The sequence below is a fragment of the Hymenobacter negativus genome (assembly GCF_016056375.1).
Lineage (GTDB): Bacteria > Bacteroidota > Bacteroidia > Cytophagales > Hymenobacteraceae > Hymenobacter > Hymenobacter negativus_A.
The window spans coordinates 151,895-170,204 of record NZ_JAEDAE010000002.1; the positions used below are offsets into that span (position 1 = coordinate 151,895).

At 62.4% G+C, this 18,310-nt stretch carries 13 protein-coding genes; 6 read left to right on the top strand and 7 right to left on the bottom strand.

The features are described 5' to 3' along the window. The first annotated feature begins 35 nt into the window (after positions 1–35). The 3 genes from dgoD to I7X13_RS05560 all read left to right on the top strand — a co-directional run bounded on the left by dgoD (position 36) and on the right by I7X13_RS05560 (position 3,221). Positions 36–1,184, top strand: a complete 1,149-nt coding sequence (gene dgoD / locus I7X13_RS05550) for a galactonate dehydratase (protein WP_198074702.1) — start codon at positions 36–38, stop codon at positions 1,182–1,184. A gap of 161 nt (positions 1,185–1,345) precedes the next feature. Further along, complete coding sequence (locus tag I7X13_RS05555) at positions 1,346–2,338, top strand: 2-dehydro-3-deoxygalactonokinase (protein ID WP_198074703.1); 993 nt, start codon at positions 1,346–1,348, stop codon at positions 2,336–2,338. A 10-nt stretch (positions 2,339–2,348) separates the two neighbouring features. After that, entirely contained in the window at positions 2,349–3,221 is an 873-nt protein-coding gene (locus I7X13_RS05560; protein ID WP_198074704.1) for an SMP-30/gluconolactonase/LRE family protein, read from the top strand. Between the two features lie 19 nt (positions 3,222–3,240). On the opposite strand, the gene pbpC is transcribed toward I7X13_RS05560, so the two are convergent. From pbpC to I7X13_RS05585, 5 genes are all read right to left on the bottom strand, one after another. Beyond that, on the bottom strand, positions 3,241–5,532 hold the full coding sequence (gene pbpC / locus I7X13_RS05565) for a penicillin-binding protein 1C (RefSeq protein WP_317191542.1): 2,292 nt from the start codon (positions 5,530–5,532) through the stop codon (positions 3,241–3,243). 73 nt (positions 5,533–5,605) lie between these two features. After that, entirely contained in the window at positions 5,606–6,163 is a 558-nt protein-coding gene (locus I7X13_RS05570) for a transposase (RefSeq protein WP_198074706.1), read from the bottom strand. A 125-nt stretch (positions 6,164–6,288) separates the two neighbouring features. Continuing rightward, positions 6,289–11,784: an alpha-2-macroglobulin family protein gene (locus tag I7X13_RS05575; RefSeq protein ID WP_198074707.1), complete on the bottom strand. Its 5,496-nt coding sequence runs from the start codon at positions 11,782–11,784 to the stop codon at positions 6,289–6,291. 104 nt (positions 11,785–11,888) lie between these two features. Then, on the bottom strand, positions 11,889–12,473 hold the full coding sequence (locus I7X13_RS05580) for a DUF4269 domain-containing protein (RefSeq protein ID WP_198074708.1): 585 nt from the start codon (positions 12,471–12,473) through the stop codon (positions 11,889–11,891). A 104-nt stretch (positions 12,474–12,577) separates the two neighbouring features. After that, positions 12,578–13,273 (bottom strand): HAD family hydrolase, encoded by a 696-nt coding sequence (locus I7X13_RS05585; RefSeq protein ID WP_198074709.1) that lies wholly within the window; start codon positions 13,271–13,273, stop codon positions 12,578–12,580. Between the two features lie 49 nt (positions 13,274–13,322). Between I7X13_RS05585 and I7X13_RS05590 the strand changes: the two genes are divergently transcribed. Further along, on the top strand, positions 13,323–13,949 hold the full coding sequence (locus I7X13_RS05590; RefSeq protein ID WP_198074710.1) for a chloramphenicol acetyltransferase: 627 nt from the start codon (positions 13,323–13,325) through the stop codon (positions 13,947–13,949). Positions 13,950–14,024: 75 nt separating this feature from the next. Here I7X13_RS05590 and I7X13_RS05595 read toward each other — a convergent pair whose 3' ends face one another. Beyond that, a complete protein-coding gene (locus tag I7X13_RS05595; RefSeq protein ID WP_198074711.1) occupies positions 14,025–15,425 on the bottom strand; it encodes a M64 family metallopeptidase in 1,401 nt (466 codons plus the stop codon). Between the two features lie 10 nt (positions 15,426–15,435). After that, the gene (locus tag I7X13_RS05600; protein ID WP_198074712.1) at positions 15,436–15,939 is read right to left on the bottom strand and encodes a hypothetical protein; all 504 of its coding nucleotides are present in this window, start codon (positions 15,937–15,939) and stop codon (positions 15,436–15,438) included. Between the two features lie 95 nt (positions 15,940–16,034). On the opposite strand from I7X13_RS05600, the gene I7X13_RS05605 reads away from it, so the two are divergent. Continuing rightward, a complete protein-coding gene (locus I7X13_RS05605; RefSeq protein WP_198074713.1) occupies positions 16,035–16,940 on the top strand; it encodes a LysR family transcriptional regulator in 906 nt (301 codons plus the stop codon). A gap of 63 nt (positions 16,941–17,003) precedes the next feature. Beyond that, the gene (locus I7X13_RS05610) at positions 17,004–18,206 is read left to right on the top strand and encodes a threonine synthase (RefSeq protein ID WP_198074714.1); all 1,203 of its coding nucleotides are present in this window, start codon (positions 17,004–17,006) and stop codon (positions 18,204–18,206) included. Positions 18,207–18,310: the final 104 nt, after the last annotated feature.

Here is an 18,310-nt window from a genome sequence, read left to right on the forward strand (position 1 = left end):
ACAAGACGCAAGTATGCGTCTCTACACCGTTCTTCATGAAAATCACCCGCTTCGAACTCTTTCAGGTGCCGCCGCGCTGGCTGTTTCTCAAAATCGAAACCGACACCGGCTTCGTCGGCTGGGGCGAGCCGGTGATTGAGGGCAAGGCCGCCACGGTGGCCGCCGCCGTGATTGAGCTCATGGAAAACCTCATCGGCCAAAACCCGCTCAATATCGAAGACCATTGGCAGGTGATGTACCGGGGCGGCTTCTACCGGGGCGGGCCGATTCTGATGTCGGCCATCGCGGGCATCGACCAGGCCTTGTGGGACATCAAGGGCAAGTACCACAATGCGCCGATTTACCAGCTGCAGGGCGGGCCGGTGCGCGACAAAATGCGCGTCTACTCCTGGATTGGCGGAGACCGGCCCGAGCACGTAGGCGCCGCAGCGGCCGACATGGTGGCCCGGGGCTTCAACGCCATCAAGATGAACGGCACCGATGAAATGGCCTACATCGACTCCTACGTGAAGATTGACGCCGTGCTGGCCCGCGTGGCAGCGGTGCGAGCGGCCGGCGGGCCGGGCCTGGGCATCGGCATCGATTTCCACGGGCGGGTGCATAAGACGATGGCCAAGGTGCTGGCCCACGAGCTGGAAACCTACCGGCCCATGTTCATCGAGGAGCCCTTGCTGCCGCAGAACAACGAGGCCCTGCGCGAAATTGCCCGGCACACCAGTATTCCCATTGCCACCGGCGAGCGCATGTTTTCGCGCTGGGATTTCAAGCAGCTGCTCATCGATGGGTACGTCGACATCATTCAGCCCGACCTTTCCCACGCCGGCGGCATCACCGAGTGCAAGAAAATCATCAGCATGGCCGAGGCGTTTGATGTGGCGGCTGCGCCGCACTGTCCGTTGGGGCCCATTGCGCTGGCCGCTTGCCTGCAGGTAGACGCCAGCTGCCACAACGCTTTTATTCAGGAGCAGAGCCTGGGCATTCACTACAACCGGGAGAATGACCTGCTTGATTACCTGGTCGATAAATCGGTGTTCGACTACGAGGCCGGGCACTGCCGCATTCCCGGCGGGCCGGGGTTGGGCATTGAAATCAACGAAGAGTACGTGCGGCAGCGCGCCGCCATCGGGCACAACTGGCACAACCCCATCTGGCGCAATGTGGATGGCAGCGTGGCGGAGTGGTAGCGGACATTAGTTAGAACGAATGCAAACGAACAGTCATGCTGAGCGCAGCCGAAGCATCTCTACCTCGCAACTAAATCAATCAATTCAACGAAGCGGTAGAGATGCTCCGGCTGCGTTCAGCATGACGACTTGATTGAATACGCTTGCCAACAATCCCACCCATGACCCCATCCACCACCTTCCTCAGCTGCGACTGGGGCACCACCGCTTTCCGCCTGCGGCTGGTGGAGCGCGAAACCCTGAAGATTCTGGCCGAGGAAAGCTCGAAGGAAGGCAACGCGGCCACGGCCGAAGCCTGGCAGCAGGCTGGCCAGCCGGCCAAGCAGCGGGTGGCGTTTTACCTGGCCGTGGTGCGGCAGCATATTCAGCAGTTGGAAGCGGCCGTCGGAACCGCGCTGGCGGGTGTGCCGGTGGTGATTTCGGGCATGGCCTCGTCTACCATTGGCATGGCGGAGCTGCCGTATAAGCCGCTTCCCTTCGCGGTGGATGGGTCGGATTTGCTTACTAAAACCATTGCCCCGACGGCTGATTTCCCGCACCCGGTTTTGCTGATTTCGGGGGTGCAAAGCGACGATGACGTGATGCGTGGCGAGGAGGTGCAGTTGGTGGGCTGCGGCTTCGAAAACACGCCGGAGGAGCAACTGTTTCTGCACCCCGGCACCCACGCCAAGCACGTCACGGTGCAAAACGGCCAGGCCACGGCCCTGAAAACGTATATGACCGGGGAGTTTTTTGCGCTTCTGTCAACGAAGAGTATTCTGGCGGCTTCGGTGGAAGAAGGTGGGAAACTGGCCGAGGGCCGGCACCAGCAGTGGTTTGCCCAAGGGGTGCTGGAAAGCCAGCAGGCCAACCTGCTGCACAACGCGTTTCTGGTGCGTACCAACGACTTGTTCCGTAAAAACAGCAAGCCCGAAAACTACTTCTACCTGAGCGGCCTGCTCATCGGCGGCGAGTGCCACGAACTGCTGGGCCACTTGCCGGCCGGCATCGTGCTGGCCGGTGAGCCCGCGCTGGTAGAGCTATACGGCGCGGCCCTGCGCGTGCTGGGCATTGCCCACAAGTGCCCGGTAACCACCAAAACCGCCCAGGAAGTGACCCTAAATGGCCAATGGGTCGTACTAAAGCAGCACCTTGGTACTTTGCCCACCATGTAAGCCAACCGTCATGCAGGCCGAATCCATCCTTCACGCGCAGGCATCTTTGGGCGAGGGCGCCCTCTGGAACCCGGAAACGGCCGAGCTGTACTGGGTCGACATCGAGGGCCGGGCACTGCACGTGTTCGACCCCGCCACGGGGCACGACCGCTGCTACCCGGTGGGCAAGCGCATTGGCACGGTGGTGCCCCGGCGTGGCGGTCGCGCCCTGGTGGCGCTGCAAACCGGCATCCACGAAATCGACCTGACTACCGGCCTGCTCACCCGCCTGGCCGACCCCGTGACCGACCAGTACCTGCGCTTCAACGATGGCAAGTGCGACCCGGCGGGCCGCTTTTGGGTAGGCACTTTTGACCTGATGCTGCGCCCCCACGCCGGCACCCTCTATCGCTTCGACCCCGACGGGAGCACCCACGTCATGCTGCGCCGCATCACCAATTCCAACGGCATCGCGTGGTCGCTGGACCAGCGCACGATGTACTACATCGACACGCCCACGCTCGTGGTGCAGGCCTTCGACTACGACAACGCCACGGGCCACATCGCCAACCCGCGCGTCATCATCCGCATTCCGGAAGGCAGCGGCGGACCCGACGGCATGACCATCGACGCCGAGGGCCGCCTGTGGGTGGCGCTGTGGGGGGCCGGGCGCGTGCATTGCTACGACCCCGCCACGGGCGCATTGCAGCAGGTTATTACCGTGCCCGCGCCGTTCACTTCGTCGTGTGCATTCGGCGGGCCGGGACTCGAAACCCTGTTCATCACCACCGCCCGGGGCGGCCTCTCGCCGCAACAACTAGCTGAATTCCCGCTCAGTGGCGACGTGTTTGCGGTGCGCCCGGGCGTGGCAGGTGTGCCGGCGTGCTTTTTTGGCAAGTTGTAGCGCAGACTAAAAGCCCGCGCTACAACTCCTGTACCTGCAACCGGATGTCCACGTTGCGGCCGTGGTCGTCGGCGCAGGAGATTTTGACCGGGCCGCTGGGCGGGCGGAAAAACACCCGCTCGGTGGCCGAGGCGGCCCGCAAAAACCGGTCGTTCACGTACCAGAATACCTGGCGTACTTCGCTACCCGCCGCGCAGCTAAGCAACATTTGCTGTTTTTCCTTGCGGTCGAGCACGTATTCGGCGTGGTCGAGCGGAGAGGTGATGGCCAGGGACGCGCCCGCGCCGCCGTCGGTATTGCGCACCAGACTGCAGGCGGGATTGTGTTGGGGGAGGCGCGTGCTGGGCAAGCCCTGCGCTTCGCGAAAAGCCAGCACTTCGGGCAGTGGGTTGGGGAAAAGCTGGCGCCGGAAACCCGCCGCGGGCACGCAGGCGCGGCAGTAGGCCATCGTGCTATCGGCCGATACGAGAGCTTCTTTCTGGTGCTCGCAGTGGCGCGCCGACGACGTGCCGGGCAGGTAGTAGTCGATGAGCTGGTTGGGACAGTGCTCGCCGGGCACAAGGCCGGTTTCGGCGCATACCAGCCGGAAATCGAGGGTGGCGGGCGGCACGGCCCAGCGGTTGGGCGAATTGTAGGCCAGGGTATTAAATAGGTCGAAGAGTAGGGGCGAGGCCACGTCGGCCCCGGTGAGGGCCGGGCTGCCCTGCCCGCTGAAGTTGCCCACCCACACGCCGATGGTGTAGTCTTGGTTGTAGCCGATGCTCCAGGCGTCGCGGCGGCCGTAGCTGGTACCGGTTTTCCAGGCGATTTTGGGGAGGTGGCGGCTGTTCTGGTAGCCCATGGGCAGGTCGGGCCGGGTGCGCTGGGCCAGGATGTCGGTGATGAGGAAGGCGGCGGCGGGGGAAACGAGCAGGGCTGAGAGGCGCGATTTGGGGGTTGGGGTTTTCTTCTCAACTAGTGCGGTGTTGCGTAAGGGCTTATAATTGCCGCCGTCAGCCAGCGCGGCGTACAGGCCCGTCAGCTCCTCCAGCGACGCGCCGCAGCCCCCCAGAATGGTGCTTAAACCCAGGCGCGGAGCGGCTTTAGCCACGCTTTTGAAGCCGGCATCGCGCAGCTTATCGGTGAAAACCGGCACGCCTACATCTGCCAGCACGCGCACGGCCGGGATGTTGAGCGAGTAAGTCAGAGCGCGTTCCACCGTCACCTCGCCGGCACAGCTTTTATCGAAGTTCTCGGGCCGGAAGCCGCTGAAATTGGTGGGCACGTCGGGCAGCTTCAGCTTGGGTGTGATGATGCCTTTGTCTACGGCTAGCGCGTAGAGAAACGGCTTGAGTGTGCTGCCCGGCGAACGGATGGCGCGCACCCCGTCGACCTGCCCGCTGCCGGCTGCATCCTGAAAATCAGCGGAGCCCACATAAGCCTCCACCGCGCGGGTGCGATTGTTCACGACCAGCACGGCGGCCTGCGAAATGCCCAGCTCATGCAGGCGGCGCACGTAGTTTTTAGTCAAATCCTCGGCCTTGACCTGCGGGGCGCGGCGGAGCGTGGAATGGATGATGGGCTGCCCCGGAAACCGCGAAACCAGCCGCCGCGCCAGGTGCGGGGCCAGCGTGGGGGCGGCGTGGCGCTGTGCATCCAGCGGCTCGTTGATGGCGTCTTCAATATCCTGGTCCGGAAACAGGTGCTGCTGCTGAAACTGCCGCAGCCAGCGGTTGCGCTCAGTCAGAATCCGCTCGTTGTTCTTGCCCAGCACCAGCACGCGCGGCTGGTTCGGGATGATGGCCAGCGTCACGGTCTGGGCCAGGGAGAGGTAGTCGGGCGGCTGCTGAAAGTAGAGCAGCGCGGCCGATTTCACGCCTTCGATGTTGCTGCCGTAGGGCACCAGGTTCAGGTAGAGCTGCAGGATTTCTGGCTTGCTGTAGTGGGCTTCCAACTGCACGGCGCGCAGCATTTCGAGCAGCTTATTGCCGAAGGTGCGCTCCTTGGGCTCCAGCAGCCGGGCCACCTGCATGGTGATAGTGCTGGCCCCGGTGGTGCGGCCGTTTCGGAAAATATTCCGCCCTGCCGCCTGCACTATTGCTATTGGGTTCACGCCGAAATGGTAGCGGAAATATCGGTCCTCCTTGTTGATAATGGCTTGCTGCAAGGCCGGCGTTATTTCCGATAATTTGGTCTTCATTCGCCACTTCTGGGTGGGGTTCAGGAAGGCGTGGAGGACGGAGCCGTCGGCGGCCAGCACGATGGGGGAATAGCGCGGCGCGGGCGGGAGGGGGAAAAGACAGTCGAGGGCGAAGGCCAACACAGGCAACACTAGAACGGGGTAGAGACGCAATATTTTGCGTCTCGTCGTTGAACGAAGCCTTTGCACAGCCGACCCCACGTCGTTACCGGAAGAGGCCAAGCTCATGCTGCTGCTCAGTCTCCCACCGATTGGGATTGCCCTGAATGTAGTCGCGAATTTTTTCCAACTCCAGCTCATTGCGGATAATCCGGTCGTAGTAACGCGGTTGCCAATTAAAATTAATTTCTTGTCGCGTAGCCCAGGCTTTTACACCCACTTTGAAGCCGCGAACAATGGAAGCTAGATTGTTGGATTGCGGTCCAAATTGGGTTTTTGGTCGCTCCGCGTAATCAGCCGGTCGGTTGATGAAAAGAATGCCATGAACATGGTCGGGCATCACTACAAATGCATCCGGCTCGACGAAAGGGAAGTGCTGCGGGATTTCCCGCCAGCAATTCCAAGTCTGTACGGCCAATTCGTTGCCAATTAGATAAGCGTCGGTTAATGCATCGGTAGCAGGATGAATTTCGCCGAAAGAATACTCACGGTTTTTGGTGCAAATGGTGATAAAATAGCCGCCCGCCTGGCTATAGTCGTAGCCCGCCCGGCGAGCAGAATCGATGCGGTATTTATCATTGTAAAGACCATTGGTGTCTTTCATGGCGGGGGTAGAGACGCAATATTTTGCGTCTCGTCGTTGCTTGTCCTGGTTTGTACACATGGTTACGTGCGATTCCGCTTGTTCAACGCGAGCCGTTCAACGACGAGACGCAAAATATTGCGTCTCTACCGCACCCGCACCACGCCCGCGCCATTGTAGCTGTGATACTCCGCATTATACATCGCATCCGCATTCACCGGCCCCAGCTTAAATGTGCCTTTGCTTACGGCGCGGCACAGATAGTAAAAATGCTTCGGGGTGCCCGTGGCGGTGGTAAACATATTAATCCGGTCATCCCGCACGTCCAGGTAATCGGGCGTGCTGGCGTCCTTCGCCCAGGCTAGCTCGCGCAATGCGCCGATGCGGGGGTTCTCGATTTCCAGGCCCGCCGGCAGCAAATCCGTAATTGCGACGTTCTTAATTTCGCCGGCCGCGTCTCCCGATTCAATAGAAATTTTCACCACTACCAAGTCGTTCTGGCGGAAGGTGGGGGCGCCCAGCGGCGCGCCGTCGCGGGTGAGGAACTGGCGGCGCACTTTCAGGAAGGAATCTTCCTCGCGCACCTGGCCGCTGGCCGAGATGCCCTCGGTTTCCCAGAAGTAGTAGAGGCTGCCTTTGCCGGCGGTGCGGATGCTCACGTTGCGGTTGGCCACGTTGCGCAGCGTCAGGTCTTTGCCGTCGAAGTTTCCTGCTGGTTTGCCGTCGATGGTGAGGGTGGCGGTGGCGGTGCTCTTGACGTTTTGGCGGGCTATTTTGCCGAAGGCCAGCAGGGCAAACACGCTTTCCTGGGTGCTAAGCCAGGGCGCCTGCTTCATCTGGCGGCTGAGCTGGCGGGCGATGCCGGGGATTTGCGGGTTGTTGGGGTCGGTGCTGACGAGGACGTTGAGGATGAGGCCTTCGTCGCGGATGGGGGAGTAGAACGAGCCGTCGAGGGCGCGGCGCGCCGCGCGCTCGCCGCCGAACTTAGTGGGCAGCAACTCGCGGAAGGCGCGCTGGTTGCCGAGCAGGCTCTGGGTGCAGGCGAGGAGGAACTTGGAGTCTTCGGCCAGCAGGGGGCGGTTGGCGCGGTAGTAGTTCATGGCCACGGGGTCTTGGCGGCCGGCCAGGGCGAGGACGTAGAGCGAGTAGGCGATTTCCTTGCTGGCGATGGTGCGCTGGCGGGCAATGTTGCTGACGTCGAAGTACTGGTAAGGCTCGGTTTCGCGCTTTTTGAGGCGGAAGGCCAGGTATTTCAGCACCTTGTCGAGCACGGACTTATTCACCGCGAAGCCGGCCTGCTGGGCTTCCTGCAGGAAATGGGCGGCGTAGGCGGTGGCCCACCAGTTGTCGTAGTCGCCGCCCGGCCAGTAGCTCAGGCTGCCGTTGTAGAGCTGCATGCTCTCAATCTTGCGGATGGCTTCCTGCACGTGGTAGTTCGGGTTGTAGCGCTGGGCTTTCGGGCCGGCGCCGGATTTCTGCTGCAGGGTGGCCGCCAAATCGGCGTAGTACAGCTGCGGGAAAGCGGCCGACACGGTTTGTTCAAGGCAGCCGTAGGGGTATTGCAGCAAGTAGCGCAAATCCTTGCTGAACTCCGTGAGCGGCGAGCGGCTCACCACCAGCCGGCTGGTCAGCGAGGAGGGCAGGAAATCGGTTTTCAGGTTGAGCGGGAGCGTGGCCCCGCCGGCCACTACGCCGCTGCCGGTGCGCTTTTCGAGCGAGGCGGCGGGGCGCACGGGTAGGTCGATAATCTCCGTGAATTTCTCGCCCATGGCAGTTACAGAGGTAACGAGGCGGCTTTCGCCAATGCCGGCCGGAGCCAGCACCTGGAACATCACCCGCCGCTCGGCGTTGGGCGGCAGCGTGATGTTTTGCGAAGCCGCACCCAGCAACCGAAGCTGCCCGGAAACGGCCAATCCAGCCACGCCAGTCGTGTTTTTGCTCGTCGTATTGGTAAGTGTTACCGGTACATCAATCGTGTCGCCCGGGCTCATGAACCGCGGCAGCGCCGTCGAAATCACCACCGGGTCGGCCACTTTCATCGTGGCTTCGGCCGAGCCGAAGGCGTCGTCTTTGTAGGCCACGGCCATAATGCGCAGCGCCCCGCTAAATTGCGGCACGCGCACCCGGTAGCGCACTTTGCCGTCGCCGTCGGCGGTAAGCACGCCGCTCCACTTCGACACCAGTTTCACGCGGCGGTTGGGTACGGGGTTGGTGCGGCGGCGCATGTCGGCCGCGTCGCCGCCGCTGCTGCTGGTACCCAATTCGGGCAGCAGGAAGGGATACACGTCGAAGGCCGATACTTCGAGGGCTCGCTTCTGGTAGAAGTAGGCGTGCGGGTCGGGCGTCTGGTAGTTTTTAAGCTGGAGAATGCCCTCGTCCACCACGGCCAGGGTGAGCTGGGCGCGGGGCGCGGTCGTGACTTCCACGGTTTGCCAGGTCTGGGAGCGGCTGGCGGCGGGCGCGGCAATGGCCACGGCGAGGCGCGAATCGGCTTTCTCGACGGTGAGCGGCAGGAAGCCGCGGGCCACGGTGAGGGGCAGGCGGTCCTGGGCGGTGTGGGCGCGCACTGCCGTGGCCGTCACGTACACGTTGGGCACGTGCTCGGCCTTGATGGGAATTTTGACCTCGGCCGCCTTGCCGTCGGTGCTCACGTAGAAATGGTCGAGCACGTTGGCCCGCTCCACCGTCACCAGAATGCGGCCGGCGAAGGGCGATTTCAGCAGCAGGTTGGCCTTTTCGCCGGGTTCGTACTTGGGCTTGTCGGCCTCAATGGTCACCTCGCCCTCGTTGTTCACCTCGAAGGAATTGGCCTGCGTATCGCCGTAGCCATAGGCGTAAAACTGCTGCGTGACGTAGCTCGTGGCGCCCGGCCGGCTGATGCGTACCTCGTATTCGCCCGAGTAAACCGGCGTGAAGCTGAAGCTGGTTTCGGCCCCCACGGTGCGGCTTTGGCTCAAAATGGTTTGGTCGCGCTGCTGCGAATTGTACACGTAGCGGCCGCCCTGGCGCTCCAGCACGGTTTCCCAGAGCTTGCGCACCACCTTGATTTCGGCCGGGGCCGAGGTGGGCTTGCCGCCCGGCGTGAGGGCCAGCAGCTTCACCGTGAGGGCCTGCTTGGTGCTGATGAGGTCGGGCAGGTTGCCGATGCCGAACATGGTGGCCTGCGTCTGCACGTCGAAGGTGGCGAGGCGGTTTACGGGCCGGCCGGTTTCGTCGAACACCGTGGCGAAGGCCACGCCTTCCAGCGTGCCGAGGTCGCGATAATCGGGCACCGAATAGGTGGCGGTGCCCAGGCCGGCGGCGTCGGTGGTGCCTTCGCGCACGGTTTTTTCGAAGCGCGAGGTGAGGGCGCTTTCGCTGGCTTCGCCGTCGTCGTTGGTGGCGCGGCGCTTTTCGCCGCTGTTGATGGTGAAGTTATAGTCGGGGTATTTCGGGGCCGAAAACGCCTTCTGCTTCAGCGAGAATTCGACCTCAAACTTGCGGTCGGCGGCGGGCGGGCCAAACAGGTTCACGGCCGTGATGCGGGCCGTCACGTCCTGGCCCGGCTTGAGCACCGTGGGAGCGGCGGTCACCGTCACCTTCATGCGGTCGGGGATGAATTCCTCGACGCTGATTTGGCGCGAAGTCAGCAGCACGTCGTTGCCGGTCAGCACCTCCATGGTATAGAGGCCCGTCATGATGGTGGGCGGCAGAATGAAACGGCTTTCGAAGCTGCCCGCCGCGCTTAGCTTCTGCTGCAGGCTGCTGTATTCCTTGCCGCTGGGCAGCAGCAGACGGATTTTGAGGGGCAGGCCGGCGGCCGGCGTTTTCCAGTCTTCGGTGCGGATGACGGTGTTGGTGCGCACCGTGTCGCCGGGCCGGTACAGGTTGCGGTCGCCGTACAGAAACGCCTGGTAATGCGCCGCGTTCGAGGTCAGCCCGCCCACCTCAAAGCGCGAGGTTTCAACCCGGCTTCTGGTCAAATCCAGAAAGGAAAAGTCGGCCTCCTTCGTAGCCGTAATCATGCCCAGCGTGAAGCGCTTCATGCTGGCCGCCGAGTCGAACTGCGCCACGCCCGATTTGTCGGTCGTGGTCGTGCCAATTACCTGGTTGTTCGAGCTCACGAGGTTCACCGTTACGCCGCTCAACGGCTCGGCCGTGCGGATGGAATTGGCAAACACCGTGGTGCCGCCCGTCGCGCCCTGCTTCACGATGAGGCCGAGGTCCGTCACGGCCACCAGCTTGCTCACTTGCAGCCACTGCCGCTCCGTATCCTGCACCCGAATGACGTATAGTCCCTTCAGCGGCCCCTGAAACTCCAGGTCTTTCAGGTTGAGATTGAGCAGACGCAACCCGCCTTCCTTGGGCAGCCCATCCACCGAAATGGTGCGCTCCGACAGCACGTTGCCGATGTTCTCGGTGTCGTAATACTGGAAGCTGCGGTCGATGTAGTCGCCGTTTTCGTCGGTGTTCGATTCGCGGGGCTCGTCCTCGTCGTATTCGGGGTAGCCGTACTGCTTTTCGCCGCGCAGCAGTTGCTGAATGTTGTTGGCGTACACCTTGGCAATGGTCACCTTCACCTTAGCCACTTCGTTGATGCGCAGGCCCAGGTTGCGGTTTCCCAGCGCATCCAGGTACATGGCCTTGTCGGTGCTGGTGAAATCCAGACTCGGCCGCTCGTCGCCAAACGAAACCGCCTGCGTAAACGCCTCGCCCAGCGTGCCACCCAGCAGCCCGCGCGTGCCTGCCGCCAGCGAAACCTGGTAGGTTTTGCCCACCTCAAACCCGCCGCGCAGCGCAAAGCCGCTTTCCAGCGCCTCCACCGAAAACGCCACCGCCGGCTTCACCGTGAGGTTGGGCTGCACGTCGGTGGCGCTCACGGGCTGGTTGAGCAGCAGCGTCACCACCGGTTGGCCGTTGAGCAGGGAGCCGGTGAGCTCGCGCACTTCCAGCGTGCTTTGGTCGGGGATTTCGGCCTGGGCCGAGAGGGCTTTGTCGGTGGCTTTGGTGCCGGCCGCCGGGCGCAGGCCGGGCGCAATGTCAATCTGCACGGGCGTGCCCGGTTGCACGTCCTGCATAAATGTCACGGCCACCAGCGCATCCGGTTCAGCCGAATTTACTTCCACGGCCACGGGCTTGCCGTTTTGCGTCACCTTCAGGCGCGACTTCACATCGGAAGGCCGCACTGGGTAATTAAAAACCAGATTGGCGCGCAGTTCCGCCGTGCCCGCCGCCCGCTTCGAGCTGCCGTAGAACACCTGCGGCGCGGCCATATTCAAATACGGCGTGTGGAATTTGGGACGGTTCAGCGCCAGCTTCTGCTTGTCGCTGGGCAGCGTTTCGGGTCGCAGACTGGCCGAAAAAACGGTGCTGGGCCGGAAGGGCTCTAGCGGCGAGAAAGTCAATTCCCGGTCGCCGGTCCACTTGAACTTGCCGCGGATGTTGGGCGAAAACGTGACGTATCGCGTGGTATCCCAGCGGTTCTGCCGGGCCTCGTCCACCACCTTTTCATCGAAGGTGAACACGAGGTTGGAGTAGGGGTCGATTTCGTCGCCGTCGGTCTGGGCCGTTTCGGCGGCCTGCTCCTGGGCGGTTTTTTTCGAGCACGAGGCAGCCGCCAGCAGCATCAGCAGCAGGGGCAAAAAGCGGTAACGGGCCAGCATGGGAGAGGGGAGGGGGGAAAGCCGGGCGGAAGGTAGGCAGAAGCCCGGATTCTATTGCAACGCGCAAAGCGGCACCGTATTGGATGAAGAACCTTGCGCCGCTATCATTTGCGAAGAATGGAATGCCGAGCTATGTAATCCTGCAATTCTGCAACGCTTTTGCCCTCCAGCTTCAACAAGGCCACGTATGGGTCGCCGGCTAATTGTAACAAATTGGCAAACGCGGGCTCCGTTTTTAGACCCTGTTTTTTCAGCCGTCGCACCGCCTGCCGCCACGCTTCGCCACCGGCCTGTAAAACTGCCGCTTCTACCAGCAGGTGCCGAAAGCCATTCTGCTGCGCAACAGGCACCGCCTGCCCAAACACTTCAACTTCCATTCCCCGGTATCGGAAGCTGCTCACGGTAGAAGCTTGACCTCCAATTGGCTGCTGAGTAAGCCGGAAGTCAGGCCTGTGGCCGTAGTGCCGTTGCAGCAGCTCGCCGAAGCGTGGCGCGTCGGCCGGGGCCACCTCGCATAGCACGTCCAAATCACTCCCGGGAATGTCGATATCAAGCGGAATGGTGCCGGCCAGCACCGGCTTGAATTCAGCCAGAATGGTCCACAAATTCAGCGCCGCCAGGATGGCGTAGGCCCGTTGCTGCCGACGGTTGCCGTGTTGAAGGTAGCGCAGGTCGGTCCATTTTTCCATTGCGCAACAAGAGTTGTAGAGACGCGACACTTCGCGTCTCCGCATTGAGCGATGACGCCGGAACCGTGCGAACGCCGAGACGCGAAGTGCCGCGTCTCTACAAGTTAACGAACCAAATCAAGCACTTCGCGCAGCCGTTCCACAATTCGGAACTCCACGCCCGCCAGCAGCTCGGCCGGCACGTGCTCGTGAATCCAGTTGGCGTGGTAGGGCACGTGAATGGCCAAAAAACCCAGCTTTGCCACCGGCAGAATATCGGATTTCAGCGAGTTGCCAATCATCACGAAATTATCGGATGTAACTCCGAGGCGGGCGAAGAGGCGGCGGTAGGTGGGCTCGTCCTTTTCGCTCACAATTTCGACGTAGTCGAAAAAGTCGCCCAGACCGGAGCGAGCTATTTTGCTTTCCTGGTCGAACAAGTCGCCTTTGGTGAGGAGAATCAGCTTGTGGCCGCGCTCCTTCAGCTCCGTCAGCACCTCCACCACATCGGGCAGCGGCTCGATGGCGAAGCGAAGCAAATCCTTACCCAAATCCAGAATCCGCTGGATTTCGGCCCCTACCACCGCGCCGCCCGAGAGCTGAATGGTGGTCTCAATCATCGAGAGCATAAACGACTTGGCGCCGTAGCCGAATAGCTGCATATTGGCCCGCTGCACGTCGTACAGCCGCGCATTGATGGTGGCGTGGTCGGCATACGGTGCCAGAATCTGGAGCAGCTGCGCCTCGACGTGGTCGAAGTGCGGCTGATTGGGCCAGAGGGTGTCGTCGGCGTCGAAGGCGATGAAGGTTTGCGTGGGCATGGGGCAAGAGCGAAGTCGAACGCCGCAAAGCTACCGACCTTTGCCCACCATGAAGCACCTGATTGACCTCGAAACCTGGCCCCGCCGCGAGCATTTTGCCTTCTTCTCGGCCTTTGAAGAACCCTTCTTCGGCCTCACGGCCAACGTGGACTGCACCAACGCCCAGGCCGAAGCCAAGCGGCTGGGGGTGTCATTTTTCCTCTACTACCTCTACCATGCCCTGGAGGCCGCCAACGAAGTCGAAGCCTTCCGTTACCGCATCGAAAACGGCCATGTGTACCTCTACGACCGCATTCACGCCTCCGCCACCCTCGGCCGGCCCGACCACACCTTCGCCTTCTCCTTCATCGAGCAGAGCAACACGCTAGCCGATTTCATCGCTGCCGCCGAGGCCGAAATCGCGGCCGTGCAGGCCAGTACCGGCCTACGCCTGAGCGATGCCACCGCCCGGCCCGATGTGGTGCACTGCTCGGCCTTGCCGTGGGTGCGCTTCACGGCACTCTCGCACGCCCGCAGCTTCTCGCACCCAGACAGCTGCCCCAAAATCTCCTTCGGCCAGGTTTTCAGCGAAGGCGCTACCCGGCAAATGCCCGTGTCGGTCAACCTGCACCACGGCCTCGGCGACGGCTACCACGCCGGGCTGTTTCTGGCCGCGTTTCAACGGCGACTGGGGTAGCGAAATGTTGGAACTGCCAAAGAAAAAGGCCCGGGACATCATGCCCCGGGCCTTTTTTATTAGTTACAACCTGAGTTATTCTTTCACCAGCTGGCGGTTCAGCACAATGCCGTCCACGTTAATCAGCAGGGTGTAAATCCCGGCGGCGCGCAGGTTCAGCTCCTCAGGCCGCAGCGCGTACTGGTAGCGGCCCGGAGCCTGGCGGCCGTAGCGAATAGTTTTCACCACGCGCCCGGCCGCATCAAGCACCGTGAAGGCCACGGGCGCAGGGCGGGGCAGGGTGTAGCTCAGGTTCAACACCTCGCCCACGGGGTTGGGGTAGGTTTCCACCTCGTACTCGGCGGTGGTGGAGGCCATGCTCACGCCGGTATTGGTGCGGTTGATGGTCCAGTCCACGGTGTAGGTGTGCTGGGTGAGGTGGGTGGCGCGGCGCGTGAGGGCCGTGGTGTCGACCACCGTGGCGCGCACCACGTGGGTGCCCACCGGCAGCTGGGCCAGCGTGGCGGTGGCTGTGGCGGTGTTGCGGGCAAACACGGTGCCGTCGCGGGTCCAGGTCACGCGCAGGGTGTTGGGTGTGGGTGGCAGCAGCGTGAGGGCAAACGACAGGTTCTGCGTGGGCGCGTTGATGGCCAGCGTGGCCGGCGAATACGCTTGCAGCGGCGACACCAGCGTGTGGAATTTCTCCACAAACGCCTCGCGGCATACCGCGCAGAACGGCACGCCTAGAAACTGCATCTTGCAATTCTGGTGAGGTTTCTGCCAGCTGGGGTCGGTGGAGTAGGGGTAGATGCCGATGCTGTTGGTGCCCACCCATGGGGCCCAGCGCACGGTGGTGGGGTTGGTGGTTTGGGTCATGTTGAAGGCTTCGCGGGCGTATTGGGAGCCGGCCCAGTACTCATCGGCCAGCGCGGCCATCGAGTGGCCGATTTCGTGCACCATGATTTCGGTGGCGCTGGTATTGGCCGAGGCCGTGGCCAGCGCCCCACCTGAGCCGCCGTACTCGGTGGAGTTCACCAGCACAAATACCTGGTCGTAGCGCGGGAAATTATTGGCCAGCACCGTGCCCACGGCCGCGTTGGCCTGCGGCACCAGCAGGCGGTGAATGCCGCCGTAATCGAAGGTGCTGTTGAAGTAAGTGCTGGCGGAGAAGGCAGCCGTCGTGCCGCAGTCGGCGGCCGTGCGCGGGTGCGTCGAGCCGCTCTGGGCCGAGGGCACTTCAATGGCAAATACGTTGAAATAAGGCCGATATTCCAGAAATGGCGACTGCGCAAACAGGCTGTTAATTACCGCTGTGGCCCGGGTGCGAAACAGCGCCATTTCGCTGGCCTGGTAGCCATCGGATATAAATACCAAGTTGATGCGCTTGGCCAAAGGCCCGGTTTTCACCAGCGTATCAACCGGAAAAGTCTGGGCCCGGCTGGGCGTGGCCAGCGCGGCGCAAAGCAACAGCAGCCAGAGAGTAGCGAGTTTTTTCATGGATTCAGGGTTAGGATTTCGAAGGAATGGGAAATTCGGAAAGCTTGGCGGTGGTACCCGCCACCACCTCTTCCACCCGAATGGCGGCCGTGGTGGGGCGCAGAGCCAGCCGCACAAAAAACTCGGCCGTGAGTAGCACCACCTCGCTGCGCTGGAAGGTGCGGTGGTCGTCGGCAACATGCTCCACGCTGCGACGTAGGGGGTGCGGCACCCGTACTTGGTTTAGCACCTGGCCCTGGCCATCGAGTTGGAGCACGCGCAGGAAATCGGGCGTATCGGCGTCGGCTTCCGGGATTTTGAGGTCGCCGGGAACGGCCTTGGCTTGCAGCACTTCCAGTTGCGTGCCAGCGGGCGCGGCCGTCAGCCGGCAGCTGAGGAACAGCAGGCGGGCGGTTTCCGGAGCGGCCGTGGTAGCTGCTGCCAGTGGCTGGTAGGTGGCCGCCGGGCGGCGGGCGCAACCGGCCAGACTGCTGAGTAGAAAAATCAGGAGGATAGGCTTGCAGACGGGATTCACGGGTTGAATATAGAGTTTGGTTTATAATTAATTGAGTCTGATGTAGAGTCGCCTGCCCCGAAGAAACCTCAAAGCCTTACGTGCATCTTTGCGCCATGCTTTCGCACCCGCACGAAGTCTTTCTTGAAGTGGCTCAGCGCCTGAGCTTCACCAGGGCCAGCCAGGCGCTGTTCACCAGTCAGTCGGCCGTGAGCAAGCAGGTGAAGGCGCTGGAAGAGCACTACAAAACCGGCCTTTTCGAACGCCTGGGCAGCAGCATCCAGCTCACCCCGGCCGGCCGCAAGCTCTACGAAAAGCTGCTACAGGCCAAGCAGTTGCAACAGGAGTTGCACCAGGAAATGAGCGCGCTGAGCCCGGATTTCGCGCCCAGCCAGCATCTGCTCATCGGGGCCAGCACCACCATTTCGCTCTACGTGCTGCCGCCCGTAGTGTCGGCCTACCTGCGCCAGCACCCCAACCGCCAGCTCAGCCTCAAAAACCGTAATTCCGACAACATCCTGCGCGCTTTGCTCGACCACGAAATTGAGCTCGGCATCATCGAAGGCATCCACAAAGTGAGCCACGTGACCTACACGCCCCTGCTCACGGATGATGTGGTGGCGGTGTGCGCCGCGGGCAATCCGCTCGCGGAGCGCACCCTTGAAGTGCGCGACCTACTCACCACGCCGCTGGCCCTGCGCGAGGCAGGCTCGGGCACGCTGGCCGTGCTCGAAGAAGCGCTGGCCCAGCACCGCATCAAGCTGGCCGCGCTGCCGGTACGCGTGCGCCTGGGCGGTACCGAGGCTCTCAAAAACTTCGTGCGCGTCGATACCTGCCTGGCCTTCCTGCCCCGGCAGGCGGTGGTGAAGGAGCTGGCTTCGGGAGAGTTTTCGGAAGTTAAAATCAACAACTTTCCACTGCAGCGCGAATTCAATTTCATTCAGCGCAAAGGCACCGAGAACAACGCACCCTACAAGGATTTTCTGCAATTCACACGGCGCTACTATTCCGGTAAGTCATAGCCTATTCCAAATACCCATCCCGTTGCGGCATACCCCAGGCAAAGCCATTCCGTACTTTGCCCCATGAAACTGGTTGCCTCTGATTCCTTTTCCCGCCTGGCTGCGCTGCACTGCTCCGCCTGCGGTACCAAATATTCTGCCTTCGACCTGCAACGGGTTTCGGCCTGCTGTAATGTGCCCCTGGTGGCTGATTATGACTTGCACGAGCCCCTCAGCCGCGCCGTCATCGACCAAGCCGATGCCTCGATGTGGCGCTACGGCGCGCTGCTGCCGCTGCTGCACGAGGAAAACAGAGTGACCCTCGGCGAGGGCCTTACGCCGCTGCTGCGCCTGCCGCGCCTGGCTGCCCGCTACGAGCTGGCCCACCTGCTGCTCAAAGACGAAGGCCAGAACCCCACCGGCTCCTTCAAGGCGCGGGGCCTGAGCATGGCCGTATCCAAAGCCAAGGAGCTGGGCGTGGACGGCTGCATTATCCCCACGGCCGGCAATGCGGGCGTGGCAATGGCCGCTTACTGCGCCCGCGCCGGCCTGCGGGCCGTGGTGGTGATGCCCCGCCACACCCCGCAGGCGTTCCGGGAGGAATGCCTTTGGTACGGGGCCGAAGTGGAACTGGTCGACGGCCTCATCAGCGACTGTGGGGCGCGGGTGCGCCAGCGCAATGCCGACGGCGCGCTGCTCGATATCTCGACCCTGAAAGAGCCCTACCGCCTCGAAGGCAAGAAAACCATGGGCTACGAAATTGCCGAACAACTGAACTGGACGCTGCCCGACGTGCTGCTCTACCCCGCCGGCGGCGGCACCGGCCTCATCGGCATCTGGAAGGCGTTTCAGGAAATGAAGCAGCTCGGCTGGCTGGCGCCCGACGTGAAATTACCCCGCATGGTGGCCGTGCAGGCCGAAAACTGCTGCCCGCTGCTCGAAACTTACGAAGGCCGCCAGCCCAACTGCCACGCCTACCAGGGCCGCGCTACGCTGGCCAATGGCCTGGCCGTGCCCCACCCACTGGGCGAAAACCTGATGCTGCGCGTCCTCCACGAATCGAACGGCACCGTGGTGAGCGTGAGCGAAGAAGGCATGCTGGCCGGCATGCGTGACTTGGGCCAGCAGGAAGGCCTGTTCGTGGCCCCTGAAGGCGGCGCGGTCTGGACGGCCGCCCGCCAGTTGCTAGCCAGCGGCGAAATCCAGCCCGATGAGAAAATCCTGCTCCTGAACACCGGCAACGGCCAGAAGTACCTGGACAACGTGGCCGGCCGGGCACGGGGGTAATTGACAGGGTAGGAGGGTGTGGGGGTGGGAGGGGATGAGTTGTTAGTATAGTATTATCAACTCACGCCCTCCCACCCCCACACCCTCCTGCCCTTACGAATGCC

Coding starts and splice junctions, on each gene's coding strand:
- dgoD (WP_198074702.1), top strand. CDS start 36: ATGAAAATCACCCGCTTCGAACTCTTTCAGGTGCCGCCGCGCTGGCTG.
- I7X13_RS05555 (WP_198074703.1), top strand. CDS start 1,346: ATGACCCCATCCACCACCTTCCTCAGCTGCGACTGGGGCACCACCGCT.
- I7X13_RS05560 (WP_198074704.1), top strand. CDS start 2,349: ATGCAGGCCGAATCCATCCTTCACGCGCAGGCATCTTTGGGCGAGGGC.
- I7X13_RS05570 (WP_198074706.1), bottom strand. CDS start 6,163: ATGAAAGACACCAATGGTCTTTACAATGATAAATACCGCATCGATTCT.
- I7X13_RS05575 (WP_198074707.1), bottom strand. CDS start 11,784: ATGCTGGCCCGTTACCGCTTTTTGCCCCTGCTGCTGATGCTGCTGGCG.
- I7X13_RS05580 (WP_198074708.1), bottom strand. CDS start 12,473: ATGGAAAAATGGACCGACCTGCGCTACCTTCAACACGGCAACCGTCGG.
- I7X13_RS05585 (WP_198074709.1), bottom strand. CDS start 13,273: ATGCCCACGCAAACCTTCATCGCCTTCGACGCCGACGACACCCTCTGG.
- I7X13_RS05590 (WP_198074710.1), top strand. CDS start 13,323: ATGAAGCACCTGATTGACCTCGAAACCTGGCCCCGCCGCGAGCATTTT.
- I7X13_RS05595 (WP_198074711.1), bottom strand. CDS start 15,425: ATGAAAAAACTCGCTACTCTCTGGCTGCTGTTGCTTTGCGCCGCGCTG.
- I7X13_RS05605 (WP_198074713.1), top strand. CDS start 16,035: ATGCTTTCGCACCCGCACGAAGTCTTTCTTGAAGTGGCTCAGCGCCTG.
- I7X13_RS05610 (WP_198074714.1), top strand. CDS start 17,004: ATGAAACTGGTTGCCTCTGATTCCTTTTCCCGCCTGGCTGCGCTGCAC.